This is a genomic window from Chryseobacterium gwangjuense (genome assembly GCF_021311115.1).
In the GTDB taxonomy this organism is placed as follows: Bacteria; Bacteroidota; Bacteroidia; order Flavobacteriales; family Weeksellaceae; genus Chryseobacterium; species Chryseobacterium gwangjuense.
On sequence record NZ_JAJTNP010000004.1, the window covers coordinates 149620 to 171405 of the forward strand.

Annotated in this window: 25 protein-coding genes; 18 read left to right on the top strand and 7 right to left on the bottom strand. The window is 33.9% G+C overall.

The window, feature by feature from the left end; translation table 11 throughout:
- The first annotated feature begins 23 nt into the window (after positions 1 to 23).
- From kbl to gldG, 5 genes are all read left to right on the top strand, one after another.
- Positions 24 to 1220 carry a glycine C-acetyltransferase gene (gene kbl, locus LV842_RS09335; protein WP_039366098.1) on the top strand — a complete coding sequence of 399 codons (1197 nt, stop codon included), beginning with the start codon at positions 24 to 26 and terminating at the stop codon, positions 1218 to 1220.
- Between the two features lie 73 nt (positions 1221 to 1293).
- The gene (locus LV842_RS09340; RefSeq protein WP_233111179.1) at positions 1294 to 1737 is read left to right on the top strand and encodes a toxin-antitoxin system YwqK family antitoxin; all 444 of its coding nucleotides are present in this window, start codon (positions 1294 to 1296) and stop codon (positions 1735 to 1737) included.
- 99 nt (positions 1738 to 1836) lie between these two features.
- Positions 1837 to 2382, top strand: coding sequence for a CopD family protein (locus LV842_RS09345; protein WP_233111180.1), 546 nt, complete (start codon positions 1837 to 1839; stop codon positions 2380 to 2382).
- A 98-nt stretch (positions 2383 to 2480) separates the two neighbouring features.
- Positions 2481 to 3209 (top strand): ABC transporter permease subunit, encoded by a 729-nt coding sequence (locus LV842_RS09350; RefSeq protein WP_233111181.1) that lies wholly within the window; start codon positions 2481 to 2483, stop codon positions 3207 to 3209.
- A gap of 4 nt (positions 3210 to 3213) precedes the next feature.
- Positions 3214 to 4884 (top strand): gliding motility-associated ABC transporter substrate-binding protein GldG, encoded by a 1671-nt coding sequence (gene gldG / locus LV842_RS09355; protein ID WP_233111182.1) that lies wholly within the window; start codon positions 3214 to 3216, stop codon positions 4882 to 4884.
- 40 nt (positions 4885 to 4924) lie between these two features.
- On the opposite strand, the gene LV842_RS09360 is transcribed toward gldG, so the two are convergent.
- Both LV842_RS09360 and LV842_RS09365 read right to left on the bottom strand, forming a co-directional pair.
- Positions 4925 to 5911 carry a GTP pyrophosphokinase gene (locus LV842_RS09360; protein WP_233111183.1) on the bottom strand — a complete coding sequence of 329 codons (987 nt, stop codon included), beginning with the start codon at positions 5909 to 5911 and terminating at the stop codon, positions 4925 to 4927.
- Positions 5912 to 6129: 218 nt separating this feature from the next.
- On the bottom strand, positions 6130 to 6558 hold the full coding sequence (locus tag LV842_RS09365) for a DUF4268 domain-containing protein (protein ID WP_233111184.1): 429 nt from the start codon (positions 6556 to 6558) through the stop codon (positions 6130 to 6132).
- A gap of 238 nt (positions 6559 to 6796) precedes the next feature.
- On the opposite strand from LV842_RS09365, the gene LV842_RS09370 reads away from it, so the two are divergent.
- From LV842_RS09370 to LV842_RS09385, 4 genes are all read left to right on the top strand, one after another.
- A complete protein-coding gene (locus LV842_RS09370) occupies positions 6797 to 7204 on the top strand; it encodes an RrF2 family transcriptional regulator (RefSeq protein WP_233111185.1) in 408 nt (135 codons plus the stop codon).
- Positions 7205 to 7293: 89 nt separating this feature from the next.
- Positions 7294 to 7452, top strand: a complete 159-nt coding sequence (locus tag LV842_RS09375) for a hypothetical protein (RefSeq protein WP_233111186.1) — start codon at positions 7294 to 7296, stop codon at positions 7450 to 7452.
- A gap of 1 nt (position 7453) precedes the next feature.
- Positions 7454 to 8338, top strand: coding sequence for a sulfite exporter TauE/SafE family protein (locus tag LV842_RS09380; protein ID WP_233111187.1), 885 nt, complete (start codon positions 7454 to 7456; stop codon positions 8336 to 8338).
- A gap of 91 nt (positions 8339 to 8429) precedes the next feature.
- Positions 8430 to 8720, top strand: coding sequence for a putative quinol monooxygenase (locus LV842_RS09385; RefSeq protein ID WP_233111188.1), 291 nt, complete (start codon positions 8430 to 8432; stop codon positions 8718 to 8720).
- A 90-nt stretch (positions 8721 to 8810) separates the two neighbouring features.
- Here LV842_RS09385 and LV842_RS09390 read toward each other — a convergent pair whose 3' ends face one another.
- Positions 8811 to 9605, bottom strand: coding sequence for a T9SS-dependent choice-of-anchor J family protein (locus tag LV842_RS09390; protein WP_233111189.1), 795 nt, complete (start codon positions 9603 to 9605; stop codon positions 8811 to 8813).
- A 96-nt stretch (positions 9606 to 9701) separates the two neighbouring features.
- On the opposite strand from LV842_RS09390, the gene LV842_RS09395 reads away from it, so the two are divergent.
- The 9 genes from LV842_RS09395 (at position 9702) to def (ending at position 19219) form a co-directional block, all read left to right on the top strand.
- Complete coding sequence (locus LV842_RS09395) at positions 9702 to 11840, top strand: TonB-dependent receptor plug domain-containing protein (RefSeq protein ID WP_233111190.1); 2139 nt, start codon at positions 9702 to 9704, stop codon at positions 11838 to 11840.
- Between the two features lie 10 nt (positions 11841 to 11850).
- Positions 11851 to 12951, top strand: a complete 1101-nt coding sequence (locus LV842_RS09400) for an HmuY family protein (protein ID WP_233111191.1) — start codon at positions 11851 to 11853, stop codon at positions 12949 to 12951.
- Positions 12952 to 12970: 19 nt separating this feature from the next.
- Positions 12971 to 13837: a heme/hemin ABC transporter substrate-binding protein gene (locus LV842_RS09405; RefSeq protein ID WP_233111192.1), complete on the top strand. Its 867-nt coding sequence runs from the start codon at positions 12971 to 12973 to the stop codon at positions 13835 to 13837.
- A complete protein-coding gene (locus LV842_RS09410) occupies positions 13821 to 14861 on the top strand; it encodes a FecCD family ABC transporter permease (RefSeq protein ID WP_233111193.1) in 1041 nt (346 codons plus the stop codon). Before LV842_RS09405 ends, LV842_RS09410 begins: the two co-directional genes overlap by 17 nt.
- Positions 14861 to 15631, top strand: coding sequence for a heme ABC transporter ATP-binding protein (locus LV842_RS09415; RefSeq protein ID WP_233111194.1), 771 nt, complete (start codon positions 14861 to 14863; stop codon positions 15629 to 15631). The genes LV842_RS09410 and LV842_RS09415 overlap by 1 nt, the downstream gene beginning before the upstream one ends.
- A 1-nt stretch (position 15632) precedes the next feature.
- The gene (locus LV842_RS09420; protein ID WP_233111195.1) at positions 15633 to 16283 is read left to right on the top strand and encodes a class I SAM-dependent methyltransferase; all 651 of its coding nucleotides are present in this window, start codon (positions 15633 to 15635) and stop codon (positions 16281 to 16283) included.
- A gap of 4 nt (positions 16284 to 16287) precedes the next feature.
- Positions 16288 to 17316, top strand: a complete 1029-nt coding sequence (locus tag LV842_RS09425; protein ID WP_233111196.1) for a hemin-degrading factor — start codon at positions 16288 to 16290, stop codon at positions 17314 to 17316.
- A 254-nt stretch (positions 17317 to 17570) separates the two neighbouring features.
- Positions 17571 to 18443, top strand: a complete 873-nt coding sequence (locus tag LV842_RS09430) for a ChaN family lipoprotein (protein WP_233111197.1) — start codon at positions 17571 to 17573, stop codon at positions 18441 to 18443.
- Positions 18444 to 18589: 146 nt separating this feature from the next.
- A complete protein-coding gene (gene def, locus LV842_RS09435; RefSeq protein WP_233111198.1) occupies positions 18590 to 19219 on the top strand; it encodes a peptide deformylase in 630 nt (209 codons plus the stop codon).
- A gap of 19 nt (positions 19220 to 19238) precedes the next feature.
- Here def and LV842_RS09440 read toward each other — a convergent pair whose 3' ends face one another.
- The 4 genes from LV842_RS09440 to LV842_RS09455 all read right to left on the bottom strand — a co-directional run bounded on the left by LV842_RS09440 (position 19239) and on the right by LV842_RS09455 (position 21700).
- Positions 19239 to 19553, bottom strand: a complete 315-nt coding sequence (locus LV842_RS09440) for a peptidyl-tRNA hydrolase (RefSeq protein ID WP_233111199.1) — start codon at positions 19551 to 19553, stop codon at positions 19239 to 19241.
- Positions 19554 to 19634: 81 nt separating this feature from the next.
- The gene (locus LV842_RS09445; protein ID WP_262909406.1) at positions 19635 to 20756 is read right to left on the bottom strand and encodes a lactonase family protein; all 1122 of its coding nucleotides are present in this window, start codon (positions 20754 to 20756) and stop codon (positions 19635 to 19637) included.
- A 58-nt stretch (positions 20757 to 20814) separates the two neighbouring features.
- A complete protein-coding gene (locus tag LV842_RS09450) occupies positions 20815 to 21063 on the bottom strand; it encodes a hypothetical protein (RefSeq protein WP_233111200.1) in 249 nt (82 codons plus the stop codon).
- A gap of 43 nt (positions 21064 to 21106) precedes the next feature.
- Complete coding sequence (locus LV842_RS09455; RefSeq protein ID WP_233111201.1) at positions 21107 to 21700, bottom strand: hypothetical protein; 594 nt, start codon at positions 21698 to 21700, stop codon at positions 21107 to 21109.
- Positions 21701 to 21786 lie beyond the last annotated feature (86 nt).

Sequence of the window (21786 nt, forward strand, 5' to 3'; positions counted from 1 at the left end):
GCACATCTTAAAAATTATTAGAAATGATCTCTAAAAAGTATCTTGAAAATTTACAGAACGAACTACAAAATATTGACAACGACGGGCTTTACAAAAGAGAAAGAATTATTACTTCTCAGCAAAGTGCGGAAATAGAAGCGAACGGAAAAAAGCTGTTGAACTTCTGTGCCAACAATTATTTGGGATTATCCAACAATCCGGAAGTGATGAAAGCTTCTCAGGATATGATCGAATCTCATGGTTATGGGATGTCTTCAGTACGTTTTATCTGCGGAACTCAGGATATTCACAAGCAATTGGAACAAAAAATTGCTGACTTTTTAGGATTGGAAGATACTATTCTTTATGCAGCTTGTTTTGATGCAAACGGAGGAGTTTTCGAACCGTTATTTACAGAAGAAGATGCGATTATTTCAGATGAATTAAACCATGCTTCAATCATTGATGGTGTTCGCCTGTGTAAAGCAGCAAGATACCGTTACAAAAACAATAATATGGAGGATCTGGAAGCTCAGTTGATTGCTGCTTCTGAAAAAAATCACCGTTTCAAAATTATTGTAACAGACGGAGTATTTTCAATGGACGGAATTGTTGCAGACTTAAAAGGAGTTTGTGATTTAGCGGATAAATATGATGCATTGGTAATGGTTGACGATTCTCACGCAACCGGTTTCATCGGGAAAACGGGTCGTGGAACTCACGAAGCTAATGAAGTGATGGGTAGAGTAGATATCATTACTTCTACATTAGGAAAAGCTTTAGGTGGTGCTTTAGGAGGATTTACTTCCGGTAAAAAAGAGATCATCGATATGTTGAGACAGCGTTCAAGACCTTATTTATTTTCAAACTCATTGGCTCCGGGAATCGTGGGTGCGGCTTTGAAAGTATTGGATATGATTTCTGAAGATACGTCTCTTCGTGATCAGGTAATGGAAAACGCAGAATATTTCAGAGCTGAAATGAAGTCTAAAGGGTTTGATATTCCGGATGGTGATGCTGCAATCGTTCCGGTAATGCTTTACGATGCACCTTTAGCTCAAAAAATGGCTGAAAAATTGATGGATGAAGGAATTTACGTAATCGGATTCTTCTATCCTGTGGTACCGAAAGGAAAAGCGAGAATCAGAGTTCAGCTTTCTGCAGCGCATACAAGAGCGCATTTGGACAAAGCAATTGCTGCTTTTGAGAAAGTAGGGAAAGAATTAGGAGTGATTTCTTAAGATAAAATAAAGTTGTTCTACAATTGTAGAATTAAAACAGGATTTCTTATATTTACAGAAATCCTGTTTTTTTATGAAAAAAATATTTATTGTTTTAGTAGCCTCATTATTTATATTTTCCTGCCGGACGAAAATGAACCAATATGTGAAAGTGAGTGAAAAGTCTCAGAAAAGACATGGGAAATGGAAAGAAGAATATCCAACGAATGAAGGAACGCTTACAGCTATCGGAAAGTACAAGAAAGGAGAAAAAGTAGGAGTTTGGAAAACCTATTTTGATAATAAACTTTACCAGAAAGAAAGCATTCGAAAAGATATTACAAAAATCAAAAGATATTTTCCAACCGGAACCATCATGGAAAAAGGGCAGACTAAGCTCGAAATTTCCCAAAATCTACGCCATTGGTTCTATTTTGGAGAATGGAAATATTATGATGATAAAAATAATCTCCTGTATACAAAGAAATACTATAAAGAAAGCAAAGCGGACAGTATTCCTGCAAGAAAAAAACTGTAAATACTGATAAAGATAATTTTCCTCAATATTAATTTGAATTTTTTAGATTAAATTCTATTTTTTTGTGAAATAGACTATCTTTGCAAACAAATTTTTAGGATGCTGTATACCATCATAAAAGCACTTCACATTATCTTCATGGTAAGCTATTTTGCGGGAATTTTTTATCTCGTGAGAATTTTTGTTTACTATAAAGATACCGATGAGTTTGCTGAAGATAAAAAGAAGATTTTAAGAGAACAATATACCTTCATGGCACGCAGACTCTGGAATATTATTACCGTTCCGGCTGGAGTCATTATGGCAGTTTGCGGATTGGTTATGATTTTCTTAAATCCGGGATTAATGAAAATGCCCTGGTTTCATTTAAAACTGACTTTCCTGATCGGATTGGCAATTTACCACTATTGGTGCTGGAAAAAAGTCTTGAAACTCAGAGAACTTAACGGAAATACCTTAGAAACAGCGAACATTAAATTAAGACAAGCCAACGAAATTGCAACCTTTATTTTATTTCTGGTTGTTTTCACTGTGATACTAAAATCAATGGTCATTGAATATTGGTGGCAATTAATTACAGGATTTTTCGTTTTGGTATTTTTAATCATGATGACCGTTAAGCTGGTTAATAAAAGTAAAAAATAAAAAGATACAAGTAAAAAGCAGAGCGAAGTCGTGTATTCTTATTTAAATAATTAGTTTAAAATACATTTGACTTTTAACTTAAAACTTCTAACTACTATATGATTGCAATTTTTAAAAAAGAACTTTGGAGTTACTTTGGTAACTGGAGCGCATGGGTAATCATTGCCGCTTTCAGTTTGGTAACAACATTGTTTCTGTTTTTTTTCGAAAATGATTCTAACATTTTTGATATCGGACTGGCTTCCTTACAAAGTTATTTTGTCTTGGTTCCTTGGTTATTAATGTTTATTGTTCCAGCACTTTCTATGAAAACATTTGCAGAAGAGCAGCAAACGGGAACATTAAACTGGCTGTTTTCTCAACCTTTGAAAACTTCAGATTTGGTTTTAGGTAAGTTTTTATCAGTTTGGGTCGTTGGGATTTTATGCCTGATTCCTTCACTGATTTATCTTTATACTGTCTATGTTTTAGGGGTTCCGGAAGGAAATATTGATCTGGGAATGACATTTGGAAGTTATTTGGGGATGATCATTTTAATTGCTTCTTTTTCAGGAGTGGGAATTTTGGCTTCTTCACTTTCTCAAAACCAGATTATGGCTTATTTGTTAGGGGTCTTCATGTGCTTTATCATGTATTTCGGGATCGAACAATTAGCAAGTTATAAATTACTGGGAGGAGCAGATTTTATTTTACAGAATATCGGTTTTTATCAGCATTTCTTAGGCTTTACGAGAGGTCTTATCGATTTTAAAGATGTAGCTTATTTTGTTTTAATCATTGGTGTTACGTTAGCTTTGTCCAACCATTTTATCAATAAAAAGAAGTAGAATTATGAAGAAGATACAATTCAAATCACCATTCGGAATTTTACTGTTTGTTATTTTGCCGTTGGCTGTTATTCTTGCTATTTCAGGAATCAGATTAGATTTAACAAAAGAGAAAAGATATACACTTTCCGATAACACCATTAAGGTATTGGAATCGATCAACAAACCTATTAAAGTTGATGTTTATCTGGAAGGAGATTTCCCGGCAAGCTTTAAACAGTTGCAGAGCGAAACAAAATTCATGCTGGAAGAATTTAGAAAAATTAATCCAAAAATTGATTTTAAATTCATTGATCCAATCAAAAGTAAAATTCCTCAGGATACTTTGATGGCAATGGGAATGCAGCCTTCTGTACTTCCTGATGTGAAAGATGGAAAAGTTTCTCAGATTTATTTATTTCCTTATGCCGTTGTAAAATACCGTGACAGAGGGATTTCTATTCCTTTGGTGGTTCAACAGACAGGACTTGATGCAGATCAGCAACTAACAAAATCGATTGAGAATTTAGAATATAACCTGGTTTCAAACATCAAAAATATTGCGGTTGACAAGAGAAAGAAAATTGGAGTTTTAGTGAATCAGGATGAGTTGAGTCCTGAAGAATTCCAGGGATTCATGCATTTGGCAACAGAAAACTATGATGCAGGTCCGATTATTCCTAAAAACCAGACTGAGCTGACTTTAGCGGATATTCCGATTTTAAAGCAAATGAATGCTTTAGTGATTGCAAAACCTAGAAAAGCCTTTACAGATGGTGAAAAAGTAATCCTTGATCAGTACATCATGAACGGTGGAAAAACTCTTTGGATGATTGATGCTGTAAATGCTGAAATGGATACTTTGACAAGATCTAAAAAAGTAATGCCTTTCCCGGTAGACATTAATATGACTGATTTTTTCTTTAATTACGGGATCAGAATCAATCCGGCGTTGGTGAAAGATGTAAAGAAATTTGCCTTATTGAGATTGGTAACGGGAGAAGTAGGAGGAAATCCCCAGTACACAAGCCTTCCGTGGCCATATTTTCCATTGGGAATTGCTGAAAAAAATGATCCGATCACCAAAAATATCAATCCTGTAAAATTTGAATTTCCTACAGCGATCGATACTTTGGGTGGAAGAAAAAATATCAAAACAAAAGTTCTTTTCGAATCGAGTGAAAGAACATTGTTGAAACAGGTTCCGAATTATGTTGACCTGAAAGAAATTGCAAGTGTTGACAGTCTTGGACAAATGGAAAAACCAAGTACTCCGAAAATCTATGCAGTCGCTTTAGAAGGGAAATTTAATTCTGCCTATGCATCAAGAATTGAAAGAAAATCTTACCCTGGCTTTAAAGGTGCAAGTCCGGAAAATAAAATGATCGTGATTGCAGACGGAGATGTAGGAAGAAATAAGGTGATCAAAGGGCAACCTCTACCTTTAGGAGTGGATATGTTGACCAACGAACAATTCGGAAATGAGCAGTTTTTAATAAACGCTCTTGACTATCTTTTGGATGATAGTAATCTGATGGAACTAAGAAACAGAAACATCGAAGAACGTCTTCTGGACCGACAAAGAATTACAGAAGAGAAAAACAACTGGCAATGGTTTAATTTGCTGCTTCCTTTAGTGATTATCGGTATTTTGGGAGGGTTGTTCTTCTGGTTGAGAAAGAAGAAGTTTGGATAAGATATAGAAAAAGAGAAGCGTAGGCTTCTCTTTTTTTATATCAATTTATTTTTCTCTTCCACTTGTTAACAGTATTTTTCCATGAAGGTATTGTTGTGTCATAATTCTCTTTTCCTAAAAGGTGCTCTCCGAACCCTATAATTTCTGTTGGATTATGATAAATATCATTTATATAACCTGCATCTCTCAAATCTTTAGCAATTTCTTTTATATGAGGCTTTAACTTTAATATTATTTCTTCTAATTCTGCAAAATTAGCATTCTTTTTTGCTAATCTATCAAAAGTACTATTTAAAAAATGATCAAAAATAATTTCTGATTTCGGAAAGTGAAATTTCAAAAAGGCTTGAAAACTGTCAATATTAAATTCTTGATCTATTTTAAACTTATTATCTTCTTTTGCTTTTCTAACTATATTATTTCTATATTGAGTTATTCCATCTCTTAATTCTTCAAATTGTTCATCTGCTTCTTCAAATTTAGCACTTAATCGAAATAATTTTCTTTGAAAATGTGATGGAACTTCAGCATCACTTTTATAATTTAATTTATGTTCGATTTCAGCCCATGCATGCATTAATACTGTTCTAATTTGAATTTCTGCTTTTAAATTTTGTAAGCCTCTATAATTAGGAGTTGACAACCAGTCATCTTTTATATTAATAATATTGTGAACTGAGCGATAAGCAAATTCTTTTAAACCTAAATTTTCAGATTTATTTTCAGATTCTAATACTGTTAATTCTCTTCTTATTATATTCTGAATCTTAGAAATATCAGATGCATAATAGCAAATAATTCTTATTCCACATATATCTTCAATTTCTTCAAAAGGGTTACTATAATTTTTTCGAAATATTTTTTCATAAAAGGAATCAAACTTTTTTACTCTATGATATATATTCAAATAAACAATTTTTTCTTCATCTAAAAAGGATTTTAATGCTTCTTCAATATTCTTACCCAATCTTAAATAATTTTTCTTTTTTTCGTTAAATTTTAACTTAATTTCGTTCTTATCTTCCATAATTAAAGTTTTTTTTAATATAAGGTAATTCGTAATAAGCAAAAAATGGGAAACCGTAAAGTCTCCCATATTCTCAAAAAAAATCTCCTAAATTGCGGAGATTCGCCTGTTGTTTAAATCATTTACTAAAAAATACAGATGCTTAAAATTTGAATTATAAGAATGATTATGTTAAATTAGATTAAAACAAAAAAGAAGCTTAAAAACTTCTTTTTTGTCTAAATATCTTTTATAAAATCCTCATACTCATAATAAAACCGTTCAAATCCATCCATTTTATCTACAAAAAACTCAAAAGTTTCTTGCCATGTGTTTTTATTGAAAATAGAAACATTGTGTTTTTCAATCCAGATTTTACTGATTACTTTTCCGCTTTCGAGAGTATAAAATTCTTCCTTATTAAAGTCTCCTATAAAATCTTTCAGAATATCTTCAAGCGACCATATTTTATTGTAATAAGCATCTCTGAAAATTTCGTCTTTCATTTCGATATCCAAAGAAACTTCCGCTTTTTTATTGTCTGCATAAAATTTGAATGACATATCCTTGATTTTGGTATCATACAAAATCCATTTTCTGGGGAATGACTTTCCAAAAGCCGTCCAAAACTCTTTTTTTAATTGCTGTGCTTCTTGTTTACTGAACATAAAGCAAACTTAATGATTAATAGATGAAATTGCAAAATTGGAGAAGGGGAAAGAGGTGAAGTTGAGTTGTTAAATCGTTAAGTTGTTGAGAGGTGAAGACGTTGAGTCGCTGAATTACAATGTTGTAAAACAAGAACTATTCATTTTAATAATACATTATCCTTCAACTTAACAACTTAACATCTCAACAACTTAACGATTTAACAATTCTTCCAACTTTTTTCTTATTTTTGCTATAATGTTGTCAAAAAAATCCCAATATGCTTTTAAGGCGCTTTCATACCTTGTAGAGAGAAGGAATGATGGTCCTGTACTTATTTCTGAAATTGCAGAACGTAAGAAGATTCCGCTGAAGTTTTTAGAAAATATTTTGCTGGAATTGAAAAAAGCAGATATCCTTGACAGTAAAAAAGGAAAAGGTGGTGGTTATTTTTTTAAAGAAAACCCTGAAAACGTAACATTGGCAAAAATTATTCGCTTGGTCAACGGACCCATTGCCATGCTGCCTTGTGTAAGTCTGAATTTTTATGAAAAATGTGAAGACTGTAATGAAGATCACTGCGGTCTGCACGATGTTTTGATAGAAGTTCGGGATGCTTCCTTGAATATTTTAGAAAGTAAAACGCTAATGGATTTGATCGACTGATCTAAATCCTTTTTTTTGAATAATTAGTCTACTTATTTTGTAGGATAATTATTTTATCTGATATTTGCATCACTTCAAATCCACAAACTATGATTTCAAAAGAAGATGCAAGTATGCTAGAACTATTTTCAGCGGAAATATGTGATTCTATCATTTTCAACAATTTTATAGATAGTGATGCCATAAGAAAGACTGCTTTTATGAATAAAGCTGATCGTTCAATAATTGAAACAACAATTGTTTTTTAAGATGGTGATCTCAAGAAAAGTTCAGCTCAGGCTCAATGTATTTTTTGTAACGGTTGCAATATTGTTTATCCTGATTTTTTCTATGTACGAATTGGGATATTTGGATGAGCTTTTCACAGTGTTGGCAAAAGATAATTACATTTTTTACTGGATGATGCTTGTTGGGGTTTTTGCTGAAATTGTAGCCGGTTCCATGGGAATGGGATATGGTGTGATTTGTACAACAACATTACTGTTTCTGAATATTCCGCCCCATATTGTGAGTGCAAGTATTCATTCAGCAGAAAGTTTTACAACAGCTGCAGGAAGTGTTAGCCATATTAGATTAAAAAATGTCAGTCAGAGTCTGGTTAAAAAATTAGCCATTCCTGCCGTTCTAGGAGCTGTTATAGGAGCACTTTGCCTGACTTATCTCGGAGAATATTACGCTAAAATTACCAAAACGATTATTGCTTTTTATACCTTATACCTTGGATTTCAGATTTTATCTAATGCTTTTAAGAAAAAACAAAGCAAATCTCTGAAAAGAAAAACCAATCTTACCCGACTTGGAGTGATTGGCGGCTTCATTGATTCTTTTGCCGGAGGAGGATGGGGACCATTAGTGACCGGAACTTTAATTAAAAATTCTTTTACACCCAGATTCGCAGTAGGAAGTTCTACAGTGGCTAAATTTATTTTAACATTAACGGCTGCTGTTACCTTCTTTTTTACGTTGGGAATACAACACTGGAATATTATCTTAGGACTTTTACTGGGTGGAATTGTAACCGCACCGTTTTCTGCTATGCTCACAGCGAAGCTTCCTGTAAAAGGTATGTTTATCGTAATTGGGTTGCTGGTGATTATCATGAGTTCAATAACGATCTATAAATCTGTTTTTTAAATGAAATTCGCTGCATTGTGGAAAAATAAACGGATCGAAAATGGAGATGGCTTTGAAAATATTCTACATTTACAGGAATAAATAACAAAGCATGAATTTACATATCGTTGCGCTTTTCAAGTTTAATGAAAACTATCTGATGGAAGCGGTGGAATTGTTTCAGACCTTAGTGAGAGAAACGAGAAAAGAAGAAGGATGTCTGCAATATGACCTGATTGAAGATAAAGACAATAAAGGAACTTTCTTTCTGATTGAATTATGGGAAAGTGTAGAACATCATAACCGCCACAGCGGACAGGATCACTTATTGAATTTCCGTACAGATGCTTCAAAAATGCTGGAAAGCTCGACTTTAGTTTATAAAGGATTTAAGATTTTGTAAGCCGGAACTAAGAAATTCTATCTTATTGCAAAAAATTTAAAAGGCTGTTCACCGGAGTGAGCAGCCTTTTATTAGAAAAAATAGAAAGTATTATTTTTTAATGAATTTGGATTTGGTGATCTTTCCTCCATTTTCTTCGATGATGATAAAATAAACTCCTGTTTGAAGAGTTTGCACATCGAATTGTTGATTTTTTAGTTTTCCTTCAGCTACTTTCGTTCCTGTAGCAGAATAAATTTGGATATTTCTAGGTTCAGCCTTTGAGACAAATTGAAGAGCGGTATGGTCTGCTGTTAAGGCAAACTTAATCTGATCTTCAGATTTTTTAGTATCAGATACCGCTAAGCTTGAAGAGGCATTATAAATAACATCATCTACATATAATGCGGTATGCTGGGCAGCCCCAATAAATTTAAACGCAATATATTGATTGGCAGATGCCGGTACAGTGATAGTTACAGTTTGCTCAGTAGTTGAATTCAGTTCATATACCGGGCTGATCGAAGTAAAAGCCGCTGTACCTGCAGTATTGGCTGTTGAAACCATACCTACTTGCAATGTTCCTGTTCCTCCCGATCCTGCTGACATGGCATAAGTGAATGTTAAAGATTTTGTACCGTCCGGAGCAACAATCTGAGGCGTGATAAGATAAGCGGCAGTATTTGGTGCCATAAGTGAATAAAACTGTATTACTTTATCTGTAGTTCCTTCTGCATATATAAAAGGTCCTGCTCCCGGAGGAGCTACTTTCGACCATCCATTCTGTGGCCAGGCTGCACTTGTAGTGGTTGCAAACGATTCAAAATTTTCATTAATTGTTGCTACTTGCGCACGAGCTGTGAAAGCGGTAAACATCAAAGTTCCTAAAAGTAGTGATAATTTCATGAGTTTATTTTTATTTAGAATTATTCCACAAAAGTATATAATTATTTTTAATTGTTCTAAATAAAATATTATATTTGTCAAAAATTTTTTGCTTTCATGAAGAAGAAAATGCTTTCAATAGTATCGTTATCCGCTTTGGTATGGGTAAATGCACAAGAAAAAGATTCTTTAAATCAGAAAAAAATAGAAGAAGTTGTCGTTACCGGACAATATACTCAGCAGTCTATTAATAAATCAATTTATAAAGTTGAGGTTATTAATGCAGAGCAGATTAAAAATATGGCGGTGACAAATGCTGCGGAAGTTTTGAATCAGAATTTAAATATTTTGATAGAACCTAATTCCGGAAGTGGAGATTCCAATGCCAGTATTTTGGGGTTAAGTGGAGAATATACAAAGATTCTGATTGATAATATTCCGGTGGTAAGCGATAAAGGAATGGGAAATCTGGTTGATCTTACCAAAATTAACGTTAACAATATTGAAAGAATTGAAGTTGTAAAAGGCTCAATGGGAGTAGAATATGGTAATAATGCTGTGGCGGGTGTTATTAATATCATTACCAAGAAGAACTATTCTAAAAAATTCAACGCACAGGTTAGCCTTCAGGAAGAAACCGTGAACAAAGATTATAACTGGTTTAAAAAAGGAGAAGGAAGGCATGTACAGTCACTCAACCTTGGATATAGAATTTCAGATTACTGGACAGTAACCGCAGATATCAATCATAATGATTTTCAGGGCTATAAAGGTAAATACAACGGATATAAATATTTAAATAAAGGAGATGAAAAACTGAGAGGAAACGAATGGCTTCCTAAAGATCAGTTAATTACCAATGCTGCTATACGATATGCGAAAGGAAATACTTCTTTATTCTATAAAATTAATTTTTTAACAGAAACGATTAATTTTTATAACAATACCCTGAAAGACCTTCCCTTAGGTGACGGAAACAGAACGTATACCGCCAATGATAAAGATTATTTTACCCAAAGATGGCTGCATCAGTTCAATATTCAGACAAAAATAGGTTCCAGAATTAATTATAACGGAGATTTTTCTTATCAGACTCAGGAAAGGAAATCTCAGGATTATATTTATGATGTTCCCAATAGACAAGAGCTTTCAAGAGCTTCGAAAAACACATTTTACGATTCAAAAGTATTGTACTCACGAGGAATGTTCAGTAATTTTTTGAACAGTGAAAAAATCAATTTCCAGTTGGGATATGAATTGGATCATACGAAAGGTTTTGCAGACGCATCGACTTTTGAATCCAATAACAATGGCAAAAATATAGAACGTACCATTTTCAACTATGCTAATTTTTTATCCGCAGAATGGAAGATAGACGAAAAATTTTCTTTGCGTCCCGGAATAAGATTAGCCGTAAGCGATAAATTTGATTCTCAATACAATTACTCAGTTACAGCCAAATACAACACTTCTGAGAAATCAGATCTTCGTATGGTGTTCGGATCTGCGAATCGTTTTCCTGTGTACGAGGAACTTTACACGTTTGTGGTAGATAATAATCATGACATTAGAGGAAACGAAAATCTTAAACCGGAAACGGGGTATTCAGCAGGGTTGTTCTGGGATTATAATACCATTTCCTCAGGAGCGTGGAAGTTTAATCTAAGCTTTTCAGGAATGTATCTTGATGTTAAAGACAGAATTGAGAGTGTGATTGTTCAGAATCAGCCTTTAAAAATGTCTTATTTAAATATTGACAACTACAAATCTATCCTGTTTGGTAGTGGTTTCAATATTAGAAAAGGTAATTTCTCTTTAAATACAGGTGTTTCTGTAATGGGGATTTCTCAAAGTTTGAACACCGGGAACTTAACTTCTTCTGATGATTACAATTACTATGCAGAAGCCAATTTAGGAGCCAATTATACACTCGATAAAACGAAAACACTTTTCGCGCTTTACTATAAATATACAGGGAAAAGAAAGCAATATACTCATCAAGGTTCTATCAATCCTGGAGTTGATCCGGGCGAATATGTATTAGGGGAAATTGAAGGATTCAATATGATGAACTTTACTGTGAGCCAGCCGTTTTTTAATAATCATTTTGAGATAGCAGCCGGAGTGAAAAACCTATTTGATGTTTCTACCATCAGAAATACTGTTATTTCCGGAGATGTACATACTGCGGCTACCAATAACCAAAATCTTTTTTACGGCAGAAGCTATTTCGTAAGATTAAACTACAATTTTTAAATAAACTGAAATGAAAAAAATACTACTAGGACTTTTAGTAAGCGTATCTGTAATTTCACAATCTTGTCTTAATGACAATGAAGATATTATTGCAGTTCCAAAAATTGAAGGAACAACTTTTGAGCCTGCAGTAGGCGGAGGAGCAGAACCCAACCAGGTTTGGATTGATCTGAGCGAAGTTGATGCCAACGGAAAACCGATACAAACATTGAATAAAAGAACAGATTGGGATCTGGCTTTTTATTCAGGAACCGAATTTAGAGTAGCATTGAATTCTTCTATTGCTATGGGGGCAGGAAAAGTACAGAATGCAACCAATCTAAGCCAGGTGAACGAAACCAATATTGGAGATTTAATGACAAAAATACAGGTTTCAAATTATGATGCGGCGAATGTAATCTATGTAGATGATGTGAAAGGAAATCTGCCGACAGCAGCCACGGCTATCGAAGAAATCAAAGCAACAGAATCTGAAAATGCCATCTATTTAGTGAATATGGGGAAAGACCTTTACAACGGAGCAGTTCCTACAGGTTCGGCACTTACAGGAGGAGATGCTCGCGGATGGATGAAAATTCAAATTGTACGATACGGAGAAGGATATAAAATTAAATATGCCGAATTGAATTCTACCGTTATAAAAGAAGCGATTATCACTAAAAATAACGCTTTTAACTTTACTTTTTTCAGTTTAAAATCAGATAAAGTAGTTAATATTCAGCCGGAAAAACAAAAATGGGATATCTGTTTCACGGTATTCACAAATATTATTCAGGGAGCGGGAAGTTATGTATATGCTGATTTTGTAACAAGTAATGTGTTGGGTGGAGTAGGTGTTTACGAAGTGAAAGCCAACGCTCCTCTTACAGGAACTGAAGCCTATAACAATTTTAAAACTTCAGACATCGATCAGTCGAAATTTGTATACAATGATCAGAGAACAATCGGTTCAAACTGGAGAACGGCAGGACCGGGAGGATCCTATATCAATAACAGCGTTTTTTACATCATTAAAGATCCAAATGGTCATTATTTCAAATTGAAATTTATGGCTCTCACAGATACTAACGGTAATCGCGGATTTCCTCAATTCGAATACAAACCTTTATAAAATCAAATAATAGTAGATCATGAAAAAATTCATTCTAGCGGCTTCTGTATTGGTAGCAGTATACTCTTGCAAAAAAGAAGCAGGAAAACCAACAGAAAATACAACTGAAGCTCCAAAATCAACCTATAAAATCGTTACTCTTAATGGTGGAATTACAGAAATTGTAAGCGCTTTAGGCCACGAAAAAGAAATCGTAGGAACAGACGTTACAAGTACTTATCCGGAATCTTTAAAAGCTACGGCTAAAGATTTGGGTCACGTAAGATCAATGACAATCGAGCCGATCATGGCAGTTTCTCCAACATTGATTTTAGCATCTGAAAAAGATATCAATCCTGAATTGATGGGAAAAATCAAGTCTTCTGGGATCAAATCAGAGATTTTCAAGCAGGAATTTACAGTTGACGGAACTAAAAAATTAATTGCAGACGTAGCAAAAGCAATCGGAAATACAGATTATCAAAAACTGAATGATAAAATCGATGCTGATTTAAAGCAAATTCAGCCAATTGCTAAAAAACCGAAAGTACTGTTCATCTACGCAAGAGGAAATATGTTGATGGTTTCAGGTAAAAATACACCAATGGCTTCATTGATTGGTCTTGCAGGTGGAGAAAATGCAGTGAATGACTTTGAAGATTTTAAACCATTAACTCCGGAAGCGGTTGTAAAAGCAAATCCTGATGTATTATTCTTTTTCACAAGCGGATTACAGGGAGCCGGAGGAAACGAAGGTGCTCTGAAAATGCCGGGTGTTTCTCAGACAAATGCCGGGAAGAATAAGAAGATTATTACAATGGACGGAGGTTTGGTTTCAAGTTTCGGGCCAAGATTAGGAGAAGCTGCAGTAGGATTAAACAAACTTTTAATTGAAAACACAAAGTAAACTATACTTTTACCTTACAATAAGTACCATACTGCTTGTTATCATAGCAGTATGGTCACTTAATACAGGGGTTTACGACTTTGGGGGTAAATCTGCGTTTGAAGTGTTGGGAAAAGTAATTAAAGGAGATCAGGACTTGCCACTGAGTGATCAATATGTAGTTTGGGACGTAAGAGCAGCCAGAATTATCATGGCGATTCTTATCGGAAGTATGCTTGCCGTTTCGGGAACTGGATTGCAGGGATTATTTAAAAATCCTTTGGCAACAGGAGATTTAATAGGATTGACATCAGGAGCCACATTACTTGCCGCCATTGCCATTGTTTTAGGAGGACATTTCAAACAGTATCTTCCTGAAGCCGTACAATTTTCATTGGTAGGGATTGCGGCTTTCATCGGTTCTTTTTTATCAATGTTGCTGGTGTACAGAATTTCTACGAGCGGAGGAAAAACAAATGTGGTTATGATGCTGTTGACCGGAGTGGCCATTACAGCAATCGGTTTCTCTATCACAGGTTTTTTGATTTATATTTCAAAAGATGACCAATTGAGAGATTTAACTTTTTGGAATTTAGGAAGCTTAGCTGCTGCCACCTGGACGAAGAATAGTATTCTGATAGTAGTTTTAATCATTTCCTATATCATTTTATTGCCAAAAGGAAAAGCTTTAAATGCGATGATGTTAGGCGAAAAAGATGCACAGCATTTAGGAATTAATGTTGAACGGTTAAAAAAACAAATTATCCTTATCACGGCATTAATGGTGGGAAGTAGTGTTGCATTTTCAGGAACGATTGGTTTTGTAGGGCTTATTGTACCCTATATTTTAAGACTTTTATTCAAATCCAATTATGCTTTCATTTTACCATTATCAGCAGTTTGCGGAAGTATTTTGTTGTTGACGGCAGACACTTTCAGCAGAAGTATTGTTGAACCTTCAGAATTGCCGATCGGAATTTTAACCGCATTAATGGGAGGTCCTATTTTTATTGCTATTCTAATCAAATTCAAAAAATCATTGTAATGATAAAGGCACATCAGATTAGTTACAAACATAAAGAATTCCATATTCTGGATTCTGTTGATGTTCATTTGGAATACGGTGAATTTTTAGCAATCGTTGGTCCGAACGGAGCCGGAAAATCAAGCCTTTTGAGTGTATTGGCTAATGAAGTGAAATCCAGACATGACATTCTCTTTAAAGATAAAAACATAAGAGATTGGGAAATAAGAGACTTATCAAAACATAAATCCAAATTTTCTCAACACAATAGCAATGATATTCCGCTTGAAGTGAAAGATGTTGTAATGATGGGACGATATCCGTATTTCGATGCTCAGCCGAGACAGGAAGATCATGAAGCTATGAACAATATGATGTACGAAACGGATGTGTATCACTTAAAAGACAGAGAATACAATACCTTGTCGGGTGGTGAAAAGCAGCGAGTGCATCTTTCAAGAATAATGGCGCAATTACAAAATGATATTGCCCATAAGCTCATGTTTCTTGATGAGCCTTTAAACAATTTGGATATAAAGCATCAATATAAAGCATTGGAAATCATTAAAAACTTTACAAAGAAAGCAAACTCTGCCATTGTCGTTCTTCATGATCTGAATTTAGCCGCACAGTTTGCTGATAAAATTTTATTGATGAAATCAGGAAAAGTTTCTGCTTACGGAACGCCAGCAGAAGTTTTTACCGCAGAGAATATCAGTGAAGCGTATAACTTTCCCTGCACCATTTGCGATCATCCGATGACGAACAACCCAATGATTATTTTTGGATAATATGGAAAAAGAAGACTTAAAAATATTAGCTCAGAATCTTGCCAATCCTCAGGGAGAAAAAGGAATTGAAATCGGTGAGATGATGCATGCTACCAACATAGGAATGACCCTGGAAAGTATTAAGACTCTTTTAATAGAAGACGATGAAACCATACTTGAAATCGGTCACGGAAACGCAGCCCATGTTAAAAGTATTTTAAATAAAGCTCAAAATGTAAAATATACAGGAATTGATATTTCTGAAACCATGAATCATGAAGCCAAAAGACTGAATGAAGAATGGAAAAATCAGGTTGAATTTGTTCTGTATGAAGGGGATAAATTGCCTTTTGAAGACGGAACTTTTGATAAAATATTTACAGTAAACACAGTGTATTTCTGGAAGCAACCGATTGAATATTTAAATGAGATCTACAGAGTTTTGAAAGACAACGGAACCTTTGTTTTGACTTTCGGACAAAGAGACTTCATGGAGAAACTACCCTTTACTCAATTCGATTTTACATTATATAATACGGATGAAATGGAGGAAACAATTTCTAAAAGCCATTTCAAAAGAATGAAAATTTCAGAAAAGGAGGAAGAGGTAAAAAGTAAGACAGGAAACGAAACAATAACAAGAAATTATACAGTTTTAACCATAAAAAAATAAAATAATGAGCACATTAGTAAACGATCTTAAGGAAAAATGGGAGGCATTAAAAGCTGAAAATCCACATTTAAGAATCAGAAATGCAGCTACAGAACTTGGAGTAAGCGAAGCTGAACTATTAGCAACCAATGTAGGAGAAGGAGTAACGGTTTTGAAGCCGGAATTTAAAGAAATTCTTACTGAGACTGAGCAACTGGGAAAAGTAATGGCTCTTACCCGTAATGATGAGTGCGTACACGAAAGAAAGGGAACTTATTTAAATGGAGATTTCAGCAGTCCTCACGCACAACTTTTCGTGGGTGAAGATATTGATTTAAGAATCTTCCAAAACCACTGGAAATTTGCTTTCGGAGTGGTGGAAGGAGATAGAAAAAGCTTACAGTTCTTTGGAAAAGACGGATTGGCTCTACATAAGATTTATTTGACCAAAGACAGCAACGAAGCTGCTTTCGATACCATTGTTGAGAAATTTAAAGCGGAAGACCAAAATCAGACATTTGAATTTGAAGCTGTAGCTCCAAAAGCTCCTGAAAAAGCTGATACAGAAATTGATGTAGAAGGTTTCCAAAAAGCGTGGACTGAATTGAAAGATACCCACGATTTCTTCATGATGACAAGAAAATTCGGAGTAAGCAGAACACAGGCATTAAGATTGGCTCCGGAAGGATTCACTCAAAAAATCGACAATGCAAAAGTGGTCAATGTACTTGAAGATGCTGCTGAAAAACAATTACCAATCATGGTATTTGTTGGAAACAGAGGAATTATCCAGATTCATACAGGAATTGTGAAAAAAACACTTTGGCACCAACAGTGGTTTAATGTAATGGATCCTGATTTCAATTTACATCTTGATGTTACGAAAATCGCTGAAGCCTGGATCGTAAAGAAACCAACGGAAGACGGTGAAGTGACGGCTATTGAAGTATTTAACAAAGAAGGTGACTTTATTGTTCAGTTCTTTGGAAAAAGAAAACCGGGAATCCCTGAATTACAAGAGTGGAAAGACCTTGTAGCAAACCTGGAAAAATAAATAATTAGATATTTTTTATAAAGCCGTTTTGTTTTTTTTGCAAGGCGGCTTTTTCTTAGGTGAAAAGGTTAAATTGCAGAATTGTAAATTTGTTTAATCGTAAAAATTGACTTTGTACATAATTTGTCATTCCGTAGGAATCTAAACAAAATTATTAGAGAATAAACTGGAAATTTTGAAGCCTGGATTTCTATGGAATGACAAAAATTCTGGTTATTTAAAATTTGCGTTAAATTAAAACTATAAAAAATAAAATGAAAAATATTTTCATCACGATATTGCTTATTGCTTTTGGTTCTTTAAGTGCCCAAAACTTCAAAGCCTATCAGTTTTATGATAAAAAAGGAAAAGAAATCAAGACTGAAAAATTAGTGAAAGAATTAGCTGATTACGATGTGGTTTTCTTTGGTGAAAATCATAACAGTTCGATCAATCACTGGCTTCAGTTGAAGATTACGGAGGCTTTATATACTCAGAAAAAAGGACAGCTTATTTTAGGAGCAGAAATGTTTGAAAGAGACAATCAGTCTCAGTTAAACCAATATTTAAGCGGGAAATTTGATGCTAAAACTTTAAAAGATTCGGCTCGTTTGTGGAATAATTTTACAACAGATTATAAGCCTTTGGTAGATTTTGCCAAAACAAAAAAACTGAATTTTATTGCAACCAATATTCCAAGAAAATATGCTTCGCAAACGGCAAAGGAAGGCTTAGAATCTTTGAATAACTTAACTGAAAAAGAGAAAGCATATATTGCTCAATTACCAATCAAAGTGACTTTAGATACACCCGGTTATCCTGAAATGAAAACCATGATGGGAGATCATGCAGACGGAACAAAAGTGATGAACTTTATTTCAGCTCAGGCTACAAAAGATGCGACAATGGCGGAGTCTATTTTGAAAAATATTCAGGAAGGAAAGACTTTTATTCATTACAACGGAAATTATCACAGTAAAGAGTTCGGTGGAATTTATTGGTACATCAAACAGAAAAATCCGAACCTGAAAATGGCCGTGATTTCTGTTTTTGAATCCGAAAACCCTGAATTAAAAGTTCCTGAAAAAGATTACGTTCCAACGGATTTCAACCTGATAATCCCGAGTGATATGACGAAAACGTATTAATCTTTTATAAATGAATAAAACTTCGACTCCGCTCAGTGTGACATTGAAAAATAATATGAATAGTATTAGCATTGTCAGGCTGAGCAGAGTCGAAGCCTTTTTATGTAAAGTACATTAATTACCTTTGTACAACATCTTTTCAAAAAATGAAAAAACTCCCTTTTCTATTACTACTTTTCATAGGTTTAATCCATGCTCAACAACTGACTTCGAGCGAGATTTCAATCATTAACCAGGGTGATATCAATTCAGCATTACCGATTTATCAGACGACAGATGACCATCAGCATAAAATTTTATTAAGCCTTTCCACAGAAGTCGATCCGCTTGATAAAAACACGGCGACTTTAGTCAAAAGAATGAAAGAATCTTTGCTGTCAACCGATGGTGGAGTAGGCATTGCGGCACCACAAGTGGGTATTAACAGAAAGATCATCTGGGTTCAGCGTTTCGATAAGCAGGGCGAACCTTTGGAATATTTTATTAATCCTGTAATTGTCTGGAGATCGGAATTGCAAAACCTTGGTCCGGAAGGAGATTTGTCGATTCCGGATTTCAGAGACCAGTTTTACAGAAGCAAAGTTATTCAGCTGGAATATGTTGATTTAAAAGGTCAAAAATATTCAGAAATTGTGGAAGGTTTCACTGCCGTCATTTTCCAGCACGAAATCGATCACCTCTTCGGAATTTTAATTTCCGATAAAAAAGAAAAAGAGAAAAATAATTCTTATCAACAAGTAGATGCTTTTAAGAAAAGTAGTTCTGTGACGAGGTAATTGTAAACGAAACTTTCATTTATATATTTTGCGGGGTCCACATTGGAAGAAATTTAAATTTTTTAGGATATTCTTCTCGTGGACAAAACGCTAAAACAACTTCCTGATGATCAAGTGAAGACTCAGTCAGTAAAATATAATCAGCTTCATTTTTAAGATGATTGAATTCAGTTTCGTTAGCTTTACAAACCACCTTTTTAAAAATTCCATTGATCCATTGTCTCATATTCTCATTGCTTTCATATTTTTTGTAGCAAGCCAAAGAAGCGTGGGCAGCAATTACCGGAACTAATTTATCCGGAATATTGTCTCTTACAATAATATACATTTTCATGCAGAATATTTTTTAATACTATTGAAATTAATTTAGAAGGAGTCCTGTTATCTTATTCAAATATAGACAAATCCTTAGAAATCAATATTTCCTGATCTGTACGCAGGAAACACTTTTAATTTTAACCTTCTTCCCGACTTTTTTCAGTAATCCTGTTTCAGGATTTCTCCTGAATACAACAACAGTTCCGCTTTGTGCATTGGTTGCAATAAGAAACTTTCCACTGGGATCAAGCCCAAAAACTCTCGGGTGTTTCCCTTTTATAGATTGATAACCGATTGTTTTTAAAGTTCCATTATCTTGAATCGAAAATATGGCAATATTGTTTTCTACGCCTCGATTGGATGCATATAAAAATTTTCCGTCAGGTGAAATATGAACATCAGAACTTTCAAAATCTTCCTTATATTTTTCGGAATGGGTGTTAATTCTTTGAATAGCATTTAATTTTCCGTTTTCGTAGGAATAAGCACTTACTGCTCCGCCTATTTCTTCAATACAATAGGCAAATTTTCCGTTTGGGTGAAAAGTAAAATGTCTCGGTCCGCTTCCTAAAGTTGTCTTTGTAAAAGGAACTTCAGCGGTTTTGAGAGGTTCATTGCTATCACTATTAAATTCATATGCCCTGATTTTATCAGCTCCCAAATCAGGAAGAAACAGGTAGTCAAAATCAGGAGAAAAAACTGTGGAATGAATGTGTGAACGTTCTTGTCGACCGGAATCTATACTTCCTTCCGAAAATTGAAAATTCTGGACATAAGGTTCTATCTTTCCGTTTTCTGAAATCGGATACACAGAAATGCTGCCTTCCGTATAATTTCCATTAACGAGCCACTTTCCATTTTTATGAGTGGTGAGATACACCGGATTTTCACCACCACTTTTTTGTTTGTTGATGAAAGTCAATGTTTTATTTTCTGGGTCAAATTCAAAACTACTTACACTTCCGCCATTTTTAGTTTTGCTTTCTGTGCAGGCAAAAACGTACTTTCCATCCGGAGATAACGTAAGGAATGAAGGATTTAAAATCCCGGTATATGAAGTGATTTTTGATAACTTTCCTTTGATGGTATCCAGTTCATATACATAGAGTCCTTCTGTATCTTTATCCCGATTGAACGAACCGAAGAATGCGTAAGTATTTTGAGAATAGAAATGTAGCCAGCTACAAATTGTAATGGATAAGGCAAGAAGCTTTTTCAAAATATTCGAAGAAGTAGTTGTTAAAATTAAAGATAGATAAGGATTGGTTTTCCAGTAATTATTCTAAATTTCTGGATTTAATTTCGTTTTCAAGTTCTTTACTGTCGGTCTTATTTTTTAATACGAAAAACACAAAGATTAATGGGAAAAGCGTAAAAAAGGTAAAGCCGTTTTTTACAGCACCATATACGGAAATTCCTATTAAAACACCGATAAGTACGGCATTGATAATAAGCTGTGTTTTTAAGTTTTTTCTTTTGTCTAATAATTCCTGATCGCTGAATTTTGCGAATTTTTCTTCTTTCATTTTCTTTATTTTGATTATTATGTTTTATTTCGTGAATTAATTCTTATTTATTGAGATATAACTCAATGTATTTTTTACGTTCTTCTTTCCAATTTTCTTCCAAATCCGGCTTTTCATTTTCAATTGTTTTTATCAATTCATCAACATTTTTTATTTGTACATCATATTTCTCTTCCTCTTTCTTTTTTGGATAGAATTTATAATCTTTATTTTTATAATACATCTTGGTTAAAGCTAAAATATTAATAAAGTTATCTGCATTGATTCTGGCATATAAATTTATAGGCTCTCCTAAAACCATTTTTAATGAAGCTAATAAAGCTCCATCATTTCCCGGCTGATATTTAGGATTTGCTGAATTATAATATTTGTAACGCATTTGTCCGAGATAAAATAAGAAAGCTGCTTCGTTATATTTTTCTATGCTTAAATAATTTGCCATTTCCTCAAAATATTGAGAAGGATGTTTTTTATCAAGATTATTTGCAATCTTAAAAATTTGAATTGTATCAATTTTTGTTTTACTAATTGAATCTCCTTTTTTCAAGATATTCTTAAATAAATTTATTTCTTCATTTTGAGCATTAATTATGTTGGAAAAAGCAAAAAATAATAAGAGAATTAAATTTTTTTTCATTTGTTAAACCTTTGTTTTAAAACTGGATACAATATTCATAGCAGTATATTGTATCAATTCAAACTATATTTCATAAAAATAACAAA

What these genes read in the sequence shown, in the direction of transcription:
- kbl (WP_039366098.1), top strand. Translation starts at nt 24, where the DNA reads ATGATCTCTAAAAAGTATCTTGAAAATTTACAGAACGAACTACAAAAT.
- LV842_RS09340 (WP_233111179.1), top strand. Translation starts at nt 1,294, where the DNA reads ATGAAAAAAATATTTATTGTTTTAGTAGCCTCATTATTTATATTTTCC.
- LV842_RS09345 (WP_233111180.1), top strand. Translation starts at nt 1,837, where the DNA reads ATGCTGTATACCATCATAAAAGCACTTCACATTATCTTCATGGTAAGC.
- LV842_RS09350 (WP_233111181.1), top strand. Translation starts at nt 2,481, where the DNA reads ATGATTGCAATTTTTAAAAAAGAACTTTGGAGTTACTTTGGTAACTGG.
- gldG (WP_233111182.1), top strand. Translation starts at nt 3,214, where the DNA reads ATGAAGAAGATACAATTCAAATCACCATTCGGAATTTTACTGTTTGTT.
- LV842_RS09360 (WP_233111183.1), bottom strand. Translation starts at nt 5,911, where the DNA reads ATGGAAGATAAGAACGAAATTAAGTTAAAATTTAACGAAAAAAAGAAA.
- LV842_RS09365 (WP_233111184.1), bottom strand. Translation starts at nt 6,558, where the DNA reads ATGTTCAGTAAACAAGAAGCACAGCAATTAAAAAAAGAGTTTTGGACG.
- LV842_RS09370 (WP_233111185.1), top strand. Translation starts at nt 6,797, where the DNA reads ATGTTGTCAAAAAAATCCCAATATGCTTTTAAGGCGCTTTCATACCTT.
- LV842_RS09375 (WP_233111186.1), top strand. Translation starts at nt 7,294, where the DNA reads ATGATTTCAAAAGAAGATGCAAGTATGCTAGAACTATTTTCAGCGGAA.
- LV842_RS09380 (WP_233111187.1), top strand. Translation starts at nt 7,454, where the DNA reads ATGGTGATCTCAAGAAAAGTTCAGCTCAGGCTCAATGTATTTTTTGTA.
- LV842_RS09385 (WP_233111188.1), top strand. Translation starts at nt 8,430, where the DNA reads ATGAATTTACATATCGTTGCGCTTTTCAAGTTTAATGAAAACTATCTG.
- LV842_RS09390 (WP_233111189.1), bottom strand. Translation starts at nt 9,605, where the DNA reads ATGAAATTATCACTACTTTTAGGAACTTTGATGTTTACCGCTTTCACA.
- LV842_RS09395 (WP_233111190.1), top strand. Translation starts at nt 9,702, where the DNA reads ATGAAGAAGAAAATGCTTTCAATAGTATCGTTATCCGCTTTGGTATGG.
- LV842_RS09400 (WP_233111191.1), top strand. Translation starts at nt 11,851, where the DNA reads ATGAAAAAAATACTACTAGGACTTTTAGTAAGCGTATCTGTAATTTCA.
- LV842_RS09405 (WP_233111192.1), top strand. Translation starts at nt 12,971, where the DNA reads ATGAAAAAATTCATTCTAGCGGCTTCTGTATTGGTAGCAGTATACTCT.
- LV842_RS09415 (WP_233111194.1), top strand. Translation starts at nt 14,861, where the DNA reads ATGATAAAGGCACATCAGATTAGTTACAAACATAAAGAATTCCATATT.
- LV842_RS09420 (WP_233111195.1), top strand. Translation starts at nt 15,633, where the DNA reads ATGGAAAAAGAAGACTTAAAAATATTAGCTCAGAATCTTGCCAATCCT.
- LV842_RS09425 (WP_233111196.1), top strand. Translation starts at nt 16,288, where the DNA reads ATGAGCACATTAGTAAACGATCTTAAGGAAAAATGGGAGGCATTAAAA.
- LV842_RS09430 (WP_233111197.1), top strand. Translation starts at nt 17,571, where the DNA reads ATGAAAAATATTTTCATCACGATATTGCTTATTGCTTTTGGTTCTTTA.
- def (WP_233111198.1), top strand. Translation starts at nt 18,590, where the DNA reads ATGAAAAAACTCCCTTTTCTATTACTACTTTTCATAGGTTTAATCCAT.
- LV842_RS09440 (WP_233111199.1), bottom strand. Translation starts at nt 19,553, where the DNA reads ATGAAAATGTATATTATTGTAAGAGACAATATTCCGGATAAATTAGTT.
- LV842_RS09450 (WP_233111200.1), bottom strand. Translation starts at nt 21,063, where the DNA reads ATGAAAGAAGAAAAATTCGCAAAATTCAGCGATCAGGAATTATTAGAC.
- LV842_RS09455 (WP_233111201.1), bottom strand. Translation starts at nt 21,700, where the DNA reads ATGAAAAAAAATTTAATTCTCTTATTATTTTTTGCTTTTTCCAACATA.